17 protein-coding genes are annotated in these 16,577 nt (G+C 62.4%); 6 read left to right on the plus strand and 11 right to left on the minus strand.

Annotated features, from left to right (window positions below; all coding sequences use genetic code 11):
- Positions 1-193, minus strand: a 193-nt coding sequence (locus tag EN994_RS02295; RefSeq protein ID WP_206530367.1) for a nicotinate-nucleotide--dimethylbenzimidazole phosphoribosyltransferase, incomplete at its 3' end; no start/stop codon positions are given.
- Between the two features lie 197 nt (positions 194-390).
- On the opposite strand from EN994_RS02295, the gene EN994_RS02300 reads away from it, so the two are divergent.
- Entirely contained in the window at positions 391-624 is a 234-nt protein-coding gene (locus EN994_RS02300; protein ID WP_024503316.1) for a DUF1289 domain-containing protein, read from the plus strand.
- Positions 625-631: 7 nt separating this feature from the next.
- A complete protein-coding gene (locus EN994_RS02305; protein WP_024503317.1) occupies positions 632-1,336 on the plus strand; it encodes a TIGR02281 family clan AA aspartic protease in 705 nt (234 codons plus the stop codon).
- Positions 1,337-1,346: 10 nt separating this feature from the next.
- Here the strand turns inward: EN994_RS02305 and dusA are convergent, their stop codons facing one another.
- Positions 1,347-2,345 carry a tRNA dihydrouridine(20/20a) synthase DusA gene (gene dusA, locus EN994_RS02310; RefSeq protein ID WP_063167985.1) on the minus strand — a complete coding sequence of 333 codons (999 nt, stop codon included), beginning with the start codon at positions 2,343-2,345 and terminating at the stop codon, positions 1,347-1,349.
- Positions 2,346-2,587: 242 nt separating this feature from the next.
- Positions 2,588-4,570 carry a BTAD domain-containing putative transcriptional regulator gene (locus EN994_RS02315; RefSeq protein WP_063167984.1) on the minus strand — a complete coding sequence of 661 codons (1,983 nt, stop codon included), beginning with the start codon at positions 4,568-4,570 and terminating at the stop codon, positions 2,588-2,590.
- 151 nt (positions 4,571-4,721) lie between these two features.
- On the opposite strand from EN994_RS02315, the gene EN994_RS02320 reads away from it, so the two are divergent.
- The 3 genes from EN994_RS02320 to EN994_RS02330 are packed head-to-tail and all read left to right on the plus strand — an operon-like array spanning position 4,722 to position 7,319.
- Positions 4,722-5,720 (plus strand): DMT family transporter, encoded by a 999-nt coding sequence (locus EN994_RS02320; RefSeq protein WP_063167983.1) that lies wholly within the window; start codon positions 4,722-4,724, stop codon positions 5,718-5,720.
- A gap of 48 nt (positions 5,721-5,768) precedes the next feature.
- Complete coding sequence (locus EN994_RS02325) at positions 5,769-6,470, plus strand: hypothetical protein (protein WP_127224125.1); 702 nt, start codon at positions 5,769-5,771, stop codon at positions 6,468-6,470.
- Between the two features lie 42 nt (positions 6,471-6,512).
- The gene (locus EN994_RS02330) at positions 6,513-7,319 is read left to right on the plus strand and encodes a DUF1194 domain-containing protein (protein ID WP_063170236.1); all 807 of its coding nucleotides are present in this window, start codon (positions 6,513-6,515) and stop codon (positions 7,317-7,319) included.
- Between the two features lie 110 nt (positions 7,320-7,429).
- On the opposite strand, the gene EN994_RS35895 is transcribed toward EN994_RS02330, so the two are convergent.
- From EN994_RS35895 to EN994_RS02370, 8 genes are read right to left on the minus strand one after another with little or no spacing between them, the layout of a single operon-like run.
- Positions 7,430-7,969, minus strand: coding sequence for a DUF982 domain-containing protein (locus tag EN994_RS35895; protein ID WP_224619186.1), 540 nt, complete (start codon positions 7,967-7,969; stop codon positions 7,430-7,432).
- On the minus strand, positions 7,873-8,859 hold the full coding sequence (locus tag EN994_RS02340; protein WP_013531723.1) for a dipeptide ABC transporter ATP-binding protein: 987 nt from the start codon (positions 8,857-8,859) through the stop codon (positions 7,873-7,875). The genes EN994_RS35895 and EN994_RS02340 overlap by 97 nt, the downstream gene beginning before the upstream one ends.
- Before the next feature lie 8 nt (positions 8,860-8,867).
- The gene (locus EN994_RS02345; RefSeq protein WP_024503324.1) at positions 8,868-9,827 is read right to left on the minus strand and encodes an ABC transporter ATP-binding protein; all 960 of its coding nucleotides are present in this window, start codon (positions 9,825-9,827) and stop codon (positions 8,868-8,870) included.
- A complete protein-coding gene (locus EN994_RS02350; protein WP_013531725.1) occupies positions 9,824-10,795 on the minus strand; it encodes an ABC transporter permease in 972 nt (323 codons plus the stop codon). Before EN994_RS02350 ends, EN994_RS02345 begins: the two co-directional genes overlap by 4 nt.
- Complete coding sequence (locus EN994_RS02355) at positions 10,795-11,811, minus strand: ABC transporter permease (protein ID WP_063167981.1); 1,017 nt, start codon at positions 11,809-11,811, stop codon at positions 10,795-10,797. Before EN994_RS02355 ends, EN994_RS02350 begins: the two co-directional genes overlap by 1 nt.
- 39 nt (positions 11,812-11,850) lie before the next feature.
- Positions 11,851-13,512, minus strand: a complete 1,662-nt coding sequence (locus EN994_RS02360; protein WP_024503325.1) for an ABC transporter substrate-binding protein — start codon at positions 13,510-13,512, stop codon at positions 11,851-11,853.
- A gap of 18 nt (positions 13,513-13,530) precedes the next feature.
- The gene (locus tag EN994_RS02365) at positions 13,531-14,436 is read right to left on the minus strand and encodes a proline iminopeptidase-family hydrolase (protein ID WP_027161573.1); all 906 of its coding nucleotides are present in this window, start codon (positions 14,434-14,436) and stop codon (positions 13,531-13,533) included.
- 52 nt (positions 14,437-14,488) lie between these two features.
- Positions 14,489-16,003 (minus strand): leucyl aminopeptidase, encoded by a 1,515-nt coding sequence (locus tag EN994_RS02370; protein WP_063167980.1) that lies wholly within the window; start codon positions 16,001-16,003, stop codon positions 14,489-14,491.
- Positions 16,004-16,250: 247 nt separating this feature from the next.
- Between EN994_RS02370 and EN994_RS02375 the strand changes: the two genes are divergently transcribed.
- Positions 16,251-16,577 (plus strand): LysR family transcriptional regulator (locus tag EN994_RS02375; protein ID WP_127307385.1); only part of this gene is annotated, 327 nt, incomplete at its 3' end.

Consider the following 16,577-nt stretch of genomic DNA (forward strand, 5'->3'; position numbering starts at 1 on the left):
GTCTTGTCACCGCGGGCGGAGCCCGCCCGCTCCAGGCGGCCAGCCAGGCGGCGATGTCCTCGATGCGGCCAAGCGAATTGCCCGGTTCGGCCTTGGCAAACAGCGTGCGCACGCGGGTCTCGGCTGCCGTGTCGGCCGCCGGCAGATTGGCCAACAGGTTGCGAAAATCGTCGAAAGGCAGTGCGCTGGTCATCTTGTTATCGATCATTCCCTGGATTTGGTAAGCGGCATAGCCGCCTTGCGGGGTTGGCACAACCTCTGGGATGATGGGCCTGCATTTGCCGCAAAGCCGGCCCCGAAGGGCGCAATCGCGAGGGCTTGCATTGGCTTTGCCGTTGCACCATGTGGAGGTGGAACAAGGGATTGCGGATGGAAGCCCAAGAGAAAGTCATGACGGCCATCGAATCCCCGTGCATCCTGGTCTGTTCGATCGACATGAAAACCGGCTTCTGTTTCGGGTGCGGCCGCACGCGCGAGGAAATCGGCGCCTGGATCGGGATGACGCCGGAAACGCGCCGCAGCGTCATGGCTGAATTGCCGGCCCGGCTGGAAACGGTCGAGCGCCGGCCGCGCCGGGAAACGCGCCGCACCCGCATGGCGCGCGAACGCGACGCGCTGTCGTGAGGTGCGGATGAGCCGGTTGTTCTGGATATTGATGGCCGCGATCGGGGTGGGAGCAGTCCTGCTCATGCTCAACGATTCCGCCGGCAGCACCCTCGGCGTGGAGAACAACGATTTCAGCCGGCTGATCTGGCTCGGCGCCTTTGGCGCCCTTATCGGCGCCGGCCTGCTTCGCTCGGGCCGACCCCTGGGCGCCATGGCCCGCAACTTAGGCGCCTGGGCGGCCATCGCGCTCGCGCTGATCGCCGGCTATCAGTACCGCTATGAGCTGCAGGATGTCGCCAGCCGGGTGACCGCGGGCCTTGTTCCCGGCAGTCCGCTTGCGCTTGGCGTCGAGGACGGCCACGCCACGGTGACGCTCGACAAGGCGGACAACGGCCATTTCGAAGCGCGCATCCTGGTCAACGGCAACCCGGTCCGGGCCGTGGTGGATACCGGCGCGACCAGCACCGTGCTGACGTCCGAAGACGCACAAGCCGCCGGATTCAATCCAGCGGCGCTCAACTACACCATACCGGTTTCGACCGCCAACGGCATGGCACGCGCCGCGGCCGTGAAAACCGATCAGATTGCGATCGGCGGCATCACGCGCAGGGATATGTCGGTGATGATCGCCGCACCCGGCATGCTCAGCCAGAGCCTGCTCGGCATGAACTTCATCGGTTCATTGTCGGGTTTTGACGTGCGCGGCGACCGCATGATCCTCAGGGACTGATCCCTGAATCTCAAGCCGCTTCGGCTGCCGCTCCGCCGAGCTCGACGGCCGCGAAAGCCGCCTTCAGCACGTCCGGGCCGGCGCCGGGTTTTGTCGCGTCGGTGGACAGGATCTGCCGGTAGCGGCGCGCGCCGGGCAAGCCATGGAACAGTCCGACCATGTGGCGGGTGACATGTCCAAGCCGCCCACCCAGCTCGATATGACGTGCCGCATAGTCCGCCATTGTATCGATCAGCGCGGCGAAATCGAACGGCTCGGACTGGACGCCGTAGAAAGCGGCATCGACGCCAGCCAGAATGCCGGGTGTGTGGTAGGCGGCGCGGCCAAGCATGGCGCCATCGACATGGTCGAGATGCGCCAACGCCTCTTCGATCGTCTGAATGCCGCCATTGATGCCAATGAATTCGTTAGGTTTTCTAGCCTTCAACCGATAAACTCTGTTGTAATCGAGCGGCGGGATGTCACGGTTTTCCTTGGGGCTCAGCCCTTCCAGCCACGCCTTGCGCGCATGCACCCACAATGCGTCGGCGCCGGCGTCGAAAACCCCATCCGCCAGCGCATCGAGGGCCGGCTCCGGATCCTGCTCGTCGACGCCGATGCGGCATTTGACGGTCACGGGAATTGTCACCGCCGCCTTCATCGCCGCGACACAGCCGGCAACGAGGTCCGGCACCTTCATCAGGCAGGCGCCGAACGTGCCCGACTGGACGCGGTCTGACGGACAGCCGACATTGAGGTTGATCTCGTCATAGCCAAAGGCCTCGCCGATGCGCGCCGCCTCGGCAAGTTTTTCGCGATCCGAGCCGCCGAGCTGCAGCGCGACCGGATGTTCTGACGCATCGAAGCCGAGCAGACGCTCGCGTGCGCCATGGATGACGGCGTCGGCCACCACCATCTCGGTGTAAAGCAGCGCATGGCTCGTCAGCTGACGGTGGAAGAACCGGCAATGCCGGTCCGTCCAGTCCATCATGGGCGCTATGGCTACCCTTAACCTTTGATAATCTTGCATGTTTCGTAACTTCAACAGGTTGGATCGCGTCGTACGGGCTCTATCACGCGCCATGATAGGCCCAAGCCGCAAATCGGCGGATGACTGGCCGGCGCCACGGCGTGGGGCGTCGAATACCTCAATCGCAGGGTAGCGTATAGGTCGACCTGGCCGGAATTGCCAACGCGTCGTCTGCTTTCGATGCCTGGGCGGAGGACGGAACCCTCCAGCTTCGTATGACGGTGTCTGCGCCAACGATGTGGCTAGGAACTGGGAAGGCCAGCCCTCGACAGCATCTCAAGGAACCGGGAATGATGATGATCCTTTACATAGCGCGGCACAAAGCCAGGGCAGACGTTGCTCAGATTGAGATGCGGAAGTTGTGACAGGCAATGGTGGATGGCCCGGGACGCTTCTTCGTTATTTCCGGTGGCCGATGCGGTCGCGGCCCAATAAAGGGCGCCGCGAACGAAGCCAGGCTTTGTCCTGACTACTTTGCGGGCGGCTTCGAGCGCCCGCTGGTTGTCTCCGCCAGCGAAGAGCGCCACAACCAGGCCGTGGTGGCGCCAGAAGTCGATGACATCGTGCGTTCCGAGCCGGATTGCTTCGTTGGCCTCACGCACCGCTTCGTCGACCTGTCCGCGCAACGCAAAGAGCATCGAAATATCGCCGTGGCCAGTTGGGTAGCTTGGGTTGAGGCTGATCGCGTGGCGGCATTCGGCGATCGCCTCGTCGATGCGACCGCAACTTTCGAGAGCGAACGACAGAATACATCGGGCAATTTCATCGTCCGGTACCGCCCGTACTGCGGCTTCCGCAAGCTCGACCGCACGCTCGATCACCCCACGCCCCCGAGGCAGCGCACCAAACGCCACGCCCATGGATATCACGATCGAGAGCGTCCGCTTTGCACGGGCATTGTCGGGACCTATCGAGAAGGCCCTCTCGGCAAGCTCTATCCCGACCAAAAGTGAGTCCCGAGTCATCTCAAAATATTTCATGAGGGCTTCGTTCACCAGCCTGCGCACTTCAGGGATCCCTGGCGGGCTTTTGTCTCGAACCTTCCAGTTGGTCAGTTGAAGTTCGAGGATCACGGCAAGAACAACAGATTGTGCGATCCTGTCCTGGAATTCGAGCGCGTTCTCGGAGTGGCCGTCGAACTTCTGGGCCCAGACGTGGTGGCCGCCGGCGGCATCGACGAGCTGGACATTCACCCTCAACCCATTGCCGGATCTCTGGACGCTGCCGCTGAGCATATATCGCGCCCGGAGTATCCCTGGTGTCTTGGCTTCTTCGCCTGGGCCGCTCTTCTCGGACGGAAGCGCGGCGAGCACGACATAGTCGGCCACTCCGGAGAGGGCTGTCGTGATGTCCTGGACAAGTCCCTTGGCGAAAAAGTCGTCGCCTTGCTTTCCGGTCAGATTAACGAAGTCGGCAACGCTGATGGACGGACGCCCAAGGCGCTGGCTGGACGGAACACCATTTGTCGACTGCACATTTGAAGCGTCGTCGGCGGCAAGCAACAGAGATTGCCAAAGCGCCCGCGTTTCAGGGCCGGCTTCGACGCCGAACTCCTTCTTCAGCATGCTTCTGCAAGCTTCGTATGTCCTGATTGCCCTGTCGCGTTGGCCACATGCGAGCAGCAATTCCATCTTGAGCCGATAGGATTCTTCCCGTGTCGGTTCCATGGTCAGAATACGATCGGCCAGGATCAGCCCGGCATCGGGGTCGACGAGACGGGCCAGTTTTTCGAAGGACTCAAGCGCGCGGCCGAGCAGCCTGTCGCGTTCCGATGTGATCCAGTCATCGAACGCATTGCTTCCCAGATAAAGCCCGTCGAGGAAGGGCCCGGTGTAGTTCGCCAAGGCCTTCGCCAGCTCCTGGGCGGAACGGGCCGAGAGACCCGTTTCGAACTTCTCCACGTCGACTTGAACCAGCTCTGGCCTCAGGGCGATCAACTCACCGCTGGAATGGATGAGATCCACCCCCTCTCGCGCCAGATCCTGGCGCAGGACACTGAGGGCCTGCCGAAGGCTGTTGCGCGAATGTTCAGCGTCGCTGTCGCCCCATAGGAGGTCAGCCAGCCTCTCCCGCGTCGCCGCCATGCCCGGACACCGGGCCAGATAGGCGATGATTGCCGGCCCTCGTTTCCCGGTCAGCCGAAGCGGGCCGGCCGTTTCATTTTCAATCCGGAAACCGCCGAAGAGTGAGATTCTATTTGCAGCGCCGCTGTCCTCACTTTGCATTTGCTATCCCAGCCTGACGAAATCCTAACTCAAAACTAACGCTTCGCAACAGTCGGCCTTCGCGCTCAAGCGCTGCCGTAACGGCAGGCTGTTTAGGCTTTGCTAAATTAAGGCGACCAAGTCAACGAAAGGCTTGGTTCGAGGGGGGCGCGTGTCCAGGACAAGAGCCAATTTGCTGCTGCTGTTTGCAGCCGCTTTGTGGGGCTTCGGCAATGTCTCGCAAAAGATGGTGCTTGTGCATCTCGACGCGCTGAGTGCTGTGGGTCTGCGATGCCTGATCGGCGGGCTGCTTGTGCTGCCCTTTGTCTTCATGGAGAAGCGGCTTCCGCTCGGGCCGGACTATTTTTCCAGCTTGGCCAAGGTGGGCGCGCTGTTTGCCATCTCCATCACGCTCCAGCAGCTTTGCTATCTCGGGGCCTCCGTCACCAATGCGAGCTTCCTGGTAAGCACGGCAACGGTAATGACACCGCTGGCCGCCTGGTTTCTCGTAGGCGAACGTCCGACAGCGAGTCTTACAATCGCCGCCGGATTGACCCTTGTTGGAGCCCTGCTGTTGTCGGATGGGATAGCCGGGTTCAGCAGTGGCGATCTTACCGCTGTCCTCTCGGCTGCCTGCTATGCGCTCTGGGCAGTCGAGCTGGGCCGGCACATGCAGGTGCATGCGCGGCCGTTCACCGCTGCCGCGACACAGTTCTTCGGCGCCGCAGCCTTCGCCCTGCCGCTCGGTGCAATGCAAGGCAATCTGTCGCTGGCCGCCGCATCCGCAGCCGGCCCGGAACTGGCCATCCTCGGCGTGTTCTCCACTGCGATTGCCTTCGGCATACAGACGGTTGCCCTCCGCTTTACGCCGGCCAGCCACGCCGCCGTGATCGTCAGCGCAGAAAGCGTTTTCGGGGCGCTGGGCGCGGCAATCTTTCTCGGCGAGCGGAGCTCGTCCGCGAGCGTCTTGGGTGCCGGCATCATCCTGGGTGCGATCCTGTCCGTTGCAATGTCGAACCGAGCGCTGCAGGCACGCACGTCCTTGCGAACCGCTTCGGTTCAATCCTTCGACGCGGCCCCTGCCTTTGCAACTGCGTCCGCAAATCGGGCGGGCGATCGTCATCCCAACAATTCAGGTCCAGTGGAGGAATGTGATGGCCCTTGCCGGTGATGCGAAACGTATTCCAGACCCGGCCGGACTTGTCGCGGGGGCGCAGTGATGGATGCGCGGACAATCCTTCTTCCGGTCGCACATTTGGTATCGGCGCTTCGCGCCCGCATGAAGGGACCGGGTGGCTACTACAACAGCGGCAATGCGCTCGGCCTCATTGTCGGTCTGGCGATCCAGATTGCCACCGCGCCGGTCGGCTTGCATGAGGGAAGCAGCGTCACCATGGCGGTGATCGAATATTTCGCTGGCAGCCATGGCACTGTTGCGCTGACCTTGACCACCCTGGTCTTCTTCTGGGGCGGCGAGGCCTATCACCGGGCCTGGGCAAGGCCGGATGCTCCCGATCCCGCCCTCAACCGTCTAGGCGACTTCCTGTCGGGCCTGGGTGCGATCGGGCTCGGCATTGCCCTGTTGCTGCTCGGCGATCCATTGCTTGCGGCGACCTCCGGCCTGCTGCATGCGCTGGGCAAATTCGGCAGCACCTTCCACAGGCCCGGCACGCCAATTCCGATCTGGCCGGCCGCTTGGCCCGATCCGTTCCGCAGTGCGGTGCTCGCCAGCCGGTTGCCGGCAATGCTGGCGACGACAGTGGCCCTCGCCCGCGCTTTGCCTGAGGTCTGGTGGAGCGGCTCCTTCGCGGCCCTCGCCATGCCACTGACCTTGCTCGGCTGTTATCTCTTGTGGACCAAGGCCGATCTGCTGCTCTTCGGCGTGGGCACCAAGGCCACCCGCCAGATTTCCACATGTTGAACCCGCTTTTTGAAACGACCGGATGTCGAGATGGAGAATGACATGTTTGGCAGTGTGTATCATCAGGACGCCGGCCCCCCATCCTTTCGCAAACTGGTGCGGGCGACAGGCTGGGGCAGTCTCCTGACGCCGGCCGGTTCAATCTCGAGAGTGACAGGAATACTTGCAGCTTCGCTGTTTTGGGGGGCCTCGGCCCATGCCGCGAACGTTGACGTCGCCATCGTGTTCGCGGTCGACTTTTCGTCATCCATCGATCCGAAGATCGCCGATATGCAACGCGAGGGACATGCCGCGGCACTCACCTCGCCAGAGATCATCGCCGCCATCAGCCGGAATTATATTGGTTGCATCGGCGTTGCCTATTTTGAGTGGTCGAGCCCCGGACACGCGCGCGTCGTGCTGCCGTGGACAAGCATCTGCGGACTGGAAGATGCCGAAGCGGCGGCTGCGGTGATCAGCAGGAAAGGCGATACCGGCTTCATCCGCAGAGGGCGTGGCGGAACATCCGTCTCCTCGGCTATCGACATCGGCAGTCTCCTGCTCGACCAGTTCCCGGGAAAGGCCGCAAAGAAAGTCATCGATATCTCCTCCAATGGCGAGAACAACGACGGGCTTCCCGTCCAGCCGAGCAGGTCGAACGCCATAGCCAAGGGATATACGATCAATGCCATCGCCATCCCGACGGAGGATGAGAATCCCGACCAACCTCTGGCATCCTATTTTGCCAAATCGGTCATTGGCGGTTCCCAGGCCTTCGTCATGACGCCGAAGGGGCCAGACGACTACACCATGGCGCTTCGCCGCAAGCTCGTGACTGAAGTAAGCATGAACGACGACCGTCCGCTGTGAAAGTGCGCCATGTAGGACGAACTTTCGAGGCCCCATCCCGGAGCGCATTGCACAACGAGATCCCCGCGCCGCTGCAGCGCGAGACCTTGTAGGACCGTCAGGACAACAGCCTATCGCCGCAATGCGTGCACGCTTGCCTTGCCTTCGCCGCCTACCGGCAAAGCCATGTCATCGTCGAGAAGGCGCGTGATGCGGGCAAAGCCGGTGAACGCTTTCCTTGCTTCCTCGGCCGACATCTGGCCCGACAAGGCGGCCGAGCAACAGTTCAGCGCGCACTGATAAACCGGACCGCGCCGTCCCGTTGGCCATTTCCGCAAGAACATCATGGCTTCGGCAACACTATCGATTTCTTCCGCAGGGTGTCCTTGCCCGCGCGAAATCCGCACGGGCGAAAAGAAATGCAATTGATCCATCGTTTCCTCCCGGTCGACCGCAATGCGCTCGATCGAACCCCACCAAACGCACCAACAGCCGGTTGGTTCCAGCCAAAAAATGGAATTTTTTGAGAAATCTGTCAGGCGAAGGCGATCACCTGTGCGGTGGTGAGTGTCGCCTACATCGTCGGAAAGTGGCAGGCGACTTTGCGACCGGGTCGGTATTCCCGCAACTGCGGCCGCTCCGAACGGCAGCGCTCCGCCGCGATCGGGCATCGGGGATGGAAACGGCAGCCGGTTGGAGGGTTCAGAGGGCTCGGTACGTCGCCGGTGAGGATGATGCGCTTGCGCGTCCCGCTGGGCGTCGTCTCCACGATAGGAACCGCCGAGATCAGCGCCTGGCTATAGGGATGGGCCGGTGCTGCAAACACTTCTTCCGCCGGCCCTTCTTCGACGATCGAGCCGAGATACATGACCGCTATGCGGGTTGAAACCTGACGTACCACCGACAGGTCGTGGGCGATGAAGATGTAAGTGAGATTGAGCTTCTCCTGCAGATCGGCAAGCAGGTTGACGATTTGCGCCTGCACCGACACGTCGAGCGCGGAGACGGGTTCGTCCAGGACCACGAGGTCCGGGTTCAATGCAATAGCCCGCGCGATGCCGACGCGCTGGCGTTGCCCGCCGGAAAATTCGTGCGGAAACCGCATGACGTGATCCGGCAGCAGGCCGACAAGGTCGAACAGTTCCGCCACGCGTCTGGTGATCTCGCTCGACGAGAGCCTGCCATGGATGCGCAGCGGCTCGGCCACCAGGTCGCCGACGCGCCGGCGCGGATTGAGCGATGCCGACGGATCCTGGAAAACCATTTGCAAGCGGCGCCGGAGCGGCCTGAGTTCGGACAGCGACTTCGAGGTGATATCGTTGCCTTCGAACAAAAGCTCGCCGTCCGATATGTCGTAGAGCCTCACCAGGCAGCGCGCCAGCGTGGACTTGCCGCATCCGGATTCGCCGACCAGGCCGACCGTCTCGCCGCGCCACACGGTCAGGGAAACATTGTCGACCGCATGAACGGTTCGCTTGCCTTCGGCGGAAAAACGGCTGCCGATCGAAAAGCGCTTGCCCAGCGAACGCGTCTCGATAATGGGGCGATTCTTGTCGGTCATCGATCCGCTCATGCCTGTGCCACCCTGAAGCACGCCGCGGCATGAGTGCCGCTCCCGAGGTCGGGTTTGCCGGCCTCGCAGGGCTCATAGTGAACCGGGCACCGCGGACCGAACGCACAGCCCTGCGGCAATCGCAGCAATGACGGCGGCGAACCGGGAATGGCCGGCAGGCGGCGTGGTTTTTCGCCGGTCAGCGGCGGGATCGAACCGAGCAGCGCGCGCGTATAGGGGTGTCGCGGATCGGAAAACAGCTCCGCGCGACTGCCGCGCTCCACCACGCGGCCGGCATACATGACCATGACCCGGTCGGCGAGTTCGGAGACCACGCCCATGTCATGCGTGATGAAGACCACCGCCGACTTGTGCGTCGCGCGCAGCTTGCGCACCAGATCGAGAATGCCGGCCTGTACGGTGACGTCGAGCGCCGTGGTCGGTTCGTCAGCCACCAGCAACGCCGGATTGCAGGACAAAGCCATTGCGATCACCGCCCGTTGACGCATGCCGCCGGACAGTTGGTGCGGGTAGCGCGACATCGCCTCGTGCGGGTTCGGAAAATTCACCTCGGCCAGCAATTCCTCCACGCGCTCCATCGCCTTGGACTTGCTGATGTTGCGATGCGCGCGGATCTGTTCGGCGATCTGCCAGCCGATCGTGTAGACAGGCGTCAACGCGGTCATCGGATCCTGGAAGATCATCGCGATCTCGTTGCCGCGCAGCCGCCTCAGTTCGCGCGCGGGCAGTCCCACCAGTTCGCGGCCCTTGTAACGGATCGAGCCTTCGATGGTGGCGTTGGGATCGGTGATCAGACCCATGACGGCCAGCAGCGACACGGTCTTGCCGGAACCGGACTCACCGACGACGCCGAGGATCTCGCTCTCCTCGAGGTCGAAGGAAACGCCATCGATGGCCCGCACCAGGCCATCATTTGTGCGGAAGGATACTTTGAGGTCGCGCACCGACAGTATCATGATGTCCTCAGGCGCGGATCGAGAAGGATGTAGACGAAATCGACCACCGCATTGGCAACAACCACGAACATCGAAGCGTACATCACCGTTGCCATGATCATCGGCAGATCGAGATTCTGCAGCGCGTCATAAGTGAGCTTGCCGATGCCGTGCAGCCCGAACACCACCTCCGTCAGCAGGGCCGAGCCTCCGACCAGCGCACCGAAATCCAGGCCGAACAAGGTGACGAAGGCGATGAGCGACGTGCGCAAGGCATGGCGCAGCAGGATGCGGGTCTCCGACAGGCCCTTGGCCCGGGCCGTACGGATATAGTCCTCCTGCAGGGATTCGATGATCGCCGCGCGCAGCACGCGCCCATAAATGCCGATGTAGAGAATGGACAGCGTGATCCACGGAATGACCAGGGTCAGGAACCAGCCCTTTGGATCGTCGGAGAAGTTCTTGTAGCCGAGCGGCGGCACCCAGGAGAACGCCCAGCTGTCGTGGTAGCGGCTCTGGGTGATCAGGTTCATCACCTCGCCCAACCAGTACACCGGCATCGAAATACCGAGCAGCCCTAGCGCCATCAGCAGCTTATCCAGCCAGCTGCCGCGCGTGGCGGCGGCGGCGATGCCGATGATGATGGAGACGACCACCCACAGGATCGCCGCTCCGAACACCAGCGAGAGCGTGACCGGGATCGAATCCATGACCGCCGGCACCACCTTCCAGCCACGATTGACGAAGGAGGTCAGATCGCCGGTGACGAAGATCTTCTCCATCATCGTCACATATTGCACGTAGAGCGGCCGGTCGAAGCCGAAGCTGTGGCGTACCGCCTCCAGCACTTCGGGCGATGCATTGCGGCCGGCGATGCGCGCCGCCGGATCGGAGCCCGGCGTTGCGAAGAAAATCAGGAAGACGATGACCGAGATGCCGAACATCACGAACAGCATCTGGCCGAACCGGCGCAGGATTGCGTAGATCATCAGTCGCGCCCCAGCCGAACCTTGGAGCGCGGGTCGAGCGCGTCGCGCAGACCGTCGCCGAAGACATTGAGCGCCATGACGGAAACCGCGATCGCCAGGCCCGGCACCAGCGCCACCAGTGGCCTGGTGTAGAGCAGCGCCTGTCCGTCCTGGATGATGGTGCCCCAGCTCGCGGCCGGCGGCTGCACGCCGATCGAAAGGAAGGAAAGGGCTGATTCCGTAAGCATGTTCAGCGCCATCATCAGCGGCACGAAGACGATCAGCGTCGTGGTGACGTTGGGCAGGATGTCGCGCCACAGGATGCGCCACCCCGGCACGCCCAGATTGATCGCGGCGAGCACGAATTCGCTTTTGCGCAGTGCCAGAACCTGCCCGCGTATCGGACGAGCCACATAGGGCACGTAGACGATACCGATGATGATGACAGGCAGCCACAGACTGCCGGACTCGATCTGGATCGGTCCTATCGTGATGCCATGCGCGATGGTGACGATGGAGAGCGAAATCGCCAGCAGATAAATGGGGAACGCCCACAGTATGTCGAGGAAGCGCGACAGCACCGTGTCGGTGACGCCGCCGAAATAGCCGGCGATCAATCCCGCCGCCGTGCCCAGGATCAGGGTGAAGATGGTTGCTGCTCCGGAGATCAGCAACGAGCTCAGCCCGCCATAGAGCATCCTGGCCATGACATCGCGCCCCTGGCTGTCGGCGCCGAGGAAATAATTGCCCAGCCGCCAGGTCGGGCCGAGCGGTGTGTAGCCAAGCCCGAGCCCCTCCGTCGATTGTTCCATCACCGGAACGTCGGCACCGTCGATCTGGATGACGGCGTCGAGCGTCGAGGCGAAGGGGTCCACGCCTGCCCATTTCGCATAAAGAGGCGCACTGAGGCAGGCAAGGACGATGAGGAGGAACACGGCCAGCGACGCCATGGCGGCCCTGTCCCTTGCCAGCTTCGCAAACGCGACGGCCCAGGGCCCTCGCGTCTTGCGCGGCGCGGCGACAGCTACGTTCGACACGGACGTGCCCCTCCGCGGTTCGTTACTGCACCCAGGCCATTATTGTACCCAGGATTGGGTGATCATCCAGTTGAACTGCCTGTTGAACTTGAAATTGCCAAGACGTTTGCTGACGAAGTCTAGCCGCTTCGGCGTAAAGAGGCCGACCGCAGGTGCCTTGTCGGTGACTTGCCTGTCGATTTCAGCCCACATTTTATCGGCGGCTTTCTGATCGGTGACGCCGAGGTCCAATGCCTTTTGCATCTTGGCGTCGATTTCCTTGTCGCAGAAGCCGGCGATGTTGATCGAGGCGTCCGAACCTTCGCGGAAGGAGGCGCAGCTGAACAGGATGTTCAGGAAGTCCGAAGCCGCCGGATAGTCCTTGTACCACTGGGTGACGGACATCTGCACCTTGTTGTTGGTGTTCTGGATGTAGGTGAACTGGATGTTCGACGAGATCGGCTTGACGTCGGCGACATAGCCGATGCTGGTCAGCACGCTCTGCAGATAGACGCCGATGGAGCGCGAAATGGCGGTGTCCTCGACGATGATCGTCACCTTCTGGCCCTTGGTGCCGGAGTCCTCAACGAGCTGCTTTGCCTTGTCGAGATCAGGAGCCGACCATTTGGCGCCCGGGTTCTTGGTGAAGGGACAATAGTCTTCATGCCCGGGGAAGTCCGGAGGCAGGACCTGGCAGACCGGCGAGGCCAGCACCTTGCCGCCGAACAGCTTGACCAGCGTGTTGCGATCGATCGCATAGGCAACGGCCTGGCGGGCTTTTTCGTTGTCGAAGGGTGCGAGACGGTTGTTCAGCGGCGCGTACCACCAAGCCGAAAGCGGCGAGATGTGCAGCTGGTCCATGGACTTGCTGCCCAGTTCGCCCAGGCGGTCGCTCGGCAGAGCGTCGAACATCCAGTCCGCTTCGCCGTTCTGGATCGCGGTGACGGCTGCCTCTTCGGACAGGCCGAAATCATATTGGACGACATCCGGATAGCCGTCCGGCTGGGCTTCTTCGCTCCACTGCTTGAAATTGGGGTTGCGGGAAACCGTCATGCCCTTGTTCGGGTCGAAGGCGGAGATCATGTACGCGCCGGTGCTGGGAATGGGCTTGGAACCCATGTCTTCAGCGGGCGTGTCCGCCGGCAGGACCACGGCATGCGGCAAGGCAAGCTTGTAGAGCAGCTCGGCATCCGGCTTGGTGATGTTGATGGTGATGGTGCCGGCCGCTTCGTCGCCGACAACGCCGCCTTCCAGCGTGCAGCTCTTGGTGTCGGCCAGGCATTTGTCCGCCCCGACGATGCCGGCATAGAACGTGCCGGAGGTGGGTCCGGAAACCTTGAAGATGCGCTGGAAAGAAGCGACGACGTCCTTCACGCCAAGATCCTGGCCGCTGGAGAACTTGATGCCCTTGCGCAGCTTGAAGGTGAAGGTCTTGCCGTCATTGCTGACCTGCGGCAGGGCCTCGGCCAGATCGGGGACGATGGTGAAACCGTCCATGCCCTCGGCCTTGCGGAAGGCCACCAGGCCGTCATAGATCGGCTGGTACATCTGCCAGCCCTGGTCCGTGTAATTGATGTGCGGATCGAGCGTTCCGGCCGCGGAGCGGGCCAGCAGGCGGATGGTGCCGCCTCGGTGCTCCTTGAGATATTCGGCCTGTGCCGGGGCCAGCCATGTACCGGCCAGCAATGCCGCGGCTGTTGCCGCCAGAAGCAGTTTCTTCATGTCTTGATTCCCCTTTTTTCAGTTATCGTTGTGGTCCAGGAAGTCTCCCACCACCCGCATGCACGCATCTTGCTCTTCGACATGCGGCATGTGGCTGGAATGCTCGAATATCTCCCAGCGAGACCCCTTGATGCCGTCCTTGTAGGGCTGCACGGTCGCGGGCGTGGCCTCGTCGTGACGTCCGGAGATGATCAGTGTGGGAACATCGATGGCCGGCAGGCGCTCGACGATGCTCCAGTTCCTCAGCGTTCCGATGACATGGAACTCGTTTGGCCCATTCATCAGATTATAGACGGTCGGATTGCGCACGACCTGGGCGAAACTTTCCGTGACTTCGGGCGGGAAAGGCACGACCCGGCAGACATGCCGCTCGTAGAACACCATCGTCGCAGCCTGGTAAGCCGCATCGTCCGTCGTGCCGGCCTGTTCGTGTCGGGTCAGGGTCTCCTGCACATCCGCGGGCAGATCCGCACGCAACCGGTTGGCCTCTTCGACCCACAGTTTCATGGACGCCGGTGAGTTGGCTATGGTCAGCGATTTCAGGCCTTGCGGCCGCGTCACGGCATATTCGGCGCCCAGCATACCGCCCCAGCTCTGGCCGAGCACGTGGAAGCCTGTCCGAATGCCGAGGTGGTCGACGAGGTTTTCAAGCTCGTCGATGAACAGCCCAGGTGTCCAGAAATCGGCGCCTTTCTCAGGCAGCAAGGTGGAATTGCCGCAGCCCAACTGGTCGTAGTGGATGACGGCGCGATCCCTTCGCGCAAGAAGCTTGTAGGCATCGACATAGTTGTGAGCGACGCCCGGGCCGCCATGCAGGATCACCACAGGCGCCTTTTCGCCGCCGAGTTCGCCACTGACCCGATACCAGGTCTCGTAGGCGCCAAAAGCGGCCCGTCCTTCCATGCCGATGATCTCAGATGACATCCCAATTCCCAGTGCGATTGAAGGTACTTTTATCGTCCGCGGCGGCAGGCGCCTAACTCATGTTACGGGTGACCTGCACCCACTCTTCCAGCATCTGCACGCCAAATGCCGTGGCACCTTGCCTGCCGAGCGGCCGATCGGTGTCGGTCAGTTCCTTGCTGGCGATGTCGAGATGCACCCAGGGGCGATCTTCCGTGAAATGGCGCAGGAAGGCTGCGGCATAGGGAGCATCGCCATCTTCCATATCCTTGGCATGATGCCGCAGGTCCGCGAACGGCGATTGCAGGCCCTCGTCGTAGGCCCGATCGAGCGGCAGCCGCCAGAACCGCTCGCCGACCGTTTCTCCGGCCGCGATCATCTGTGACGCGATGGCATCGTCGGTGCTGAACAGGCCGGCGAATATCGACCCCAACCCACGCGTCACCGAATAGGTCAGCGTTGCCAGATCGACGATCACTAAAGGGTTGAAGCGCGTGGCTGCATAGTGGAGGCAGTCGGCCAGAAGCAGGCGTCCCTCCGCATCCGTGTCGAACACTTCCACTGTCTGTCCGGACGCCGTCGTGATGATGTCGCGCGGTTTGAGCGCCGTGCCGGATGGCATGTTCTCCGCAATGCCGAGAACACCGACAACGTGTACCGGGCTGCCTTGCCGGGCGAGTGCGATCAGCAGGCCGACCACAGCGGCCGCTCCGCCCATGTCGGCTTTCATGTCGAACATCTGCGCTCCGCCCTTGATGCAGAGGCCGCCCGAATCGAAGCAGACGCCCTTGCCGACGAAAGCGAGTGGTTGGGCGGGAGCACCCTTGCCCCGGTAGCGCAGGACAGCGACCCGCGGCGGGCGCGCCGAGCCCGATCCGACAGCAAGAAGCGCGTTCATGCCGAGCTCCTTCAGTTGCGCGGCATCAAGCATTTCGATGTCGATGCCGGCTTCACGCAGGGGCTCAAGATGATCGTGGAAATTGTCTGGATGGAGATGGTTCGGCGGCAGGTTGACCAAGGTGCGTGCATATTCGACGCCGTCGGCGATGGCATTGATCCGCGCCAGCGCCGCTGTCAGATCCGGGCCGCGAGCCCCTACCAGTTTCACCCGCAAGGTTCTATCCGCTCCCGCCCCTTGCCGCCGGTTGCGCATATCGAAACGATAGCGGCGTAGCCGCATGCCAAGCGCGACACGCGCCAGGATTTCGGCGCCGGGCAGGTCAACGCCGGCGATCGGGTCCAGGACCAGGGTGGGCGCGCATTCCCCCTTGCCCTCGAGATGCGCGGCAAGCAGACCGCCGGCGCGCGCCAGTGATAGGGTGGTTACGGCTTCAGCTTTGCCCAGGGCCAGGACGACCACGCGCTTGGTCGATACGGACTGCGGGGCAATAAGATCGATGCAGGTGCCGGATTCGATCAAGGCGGCCGGGTCGGAGCAGGCGCGCGAGAGAATCCCGCCCATCTCGGCATCCAAGGCGGCTGCCCGCGGGCCGAAGCCTGTTTGGGCAGTTTGCAAGATCACGACGACGGAGGCTTCCGAGGAAATCTCGTCCGCGGTCTCGAAAACCGGCGCTGGCGATTGAGGCATAGGCTGGCGCTCTCTCCGATTGCGGCAATACCAGCCGGGTAGCGAGCAACGCTTCGCTCACCCCGGTGGAGACTGGTCAAGCCGGTCTCCGCCGTTCGTGGTATAATGCCGGTCCCCAAATAGTCGCTTTCTTGAGACGACTTAATTGCTCTTGTCATCTGGGTATCCCCTAACAGGGCAGGCGATCAAACGCGAATTCTGCCCATGTCGATTGACAAAAACTCAACTCACAATTCATGATCGGCCAATGGCCCTTCCCTCACTCAATGGCATGCGCGCTTTCGAGGCCGCCGCTCGCCTTGGCAGCGTCAAGGACGCGGCGGAAGAACTGCATCTGACACCCTCGGCTGTCAGCCGGCACATCCGCGCGCTTGAACGAAATCTTGGCCAGGACCTGTTCGAACGCGGTTTTCGCCAGATAACGCCAACCATAAGGGGCTCCTACTATGCGCGCAGCCTCTCGGAGGCGTTCGAAGCGATCTGGCGCGCCACCGATGACGTCAGCCTCTCCGAGGGGTCGCGCCACGGCAAGATCCAACGTGTTCGGGTCTTGTGCGTGCCCACCGTTCTGAAC

The sequence above is a fragment of the Mesorhizobium sp. M7A.F.Ca.CA.002.09.1.1 genome, assembly GCF_003998555.1.
In the GTDB taxonomy this organism is placed as follows: domain Bacteria; phylum Pseudomonadota; class Alphaproteobacteria; order Rhizobiales; family Rhizobiaceae; genus Mesorhizobium; species Mesorhizobium ciceri.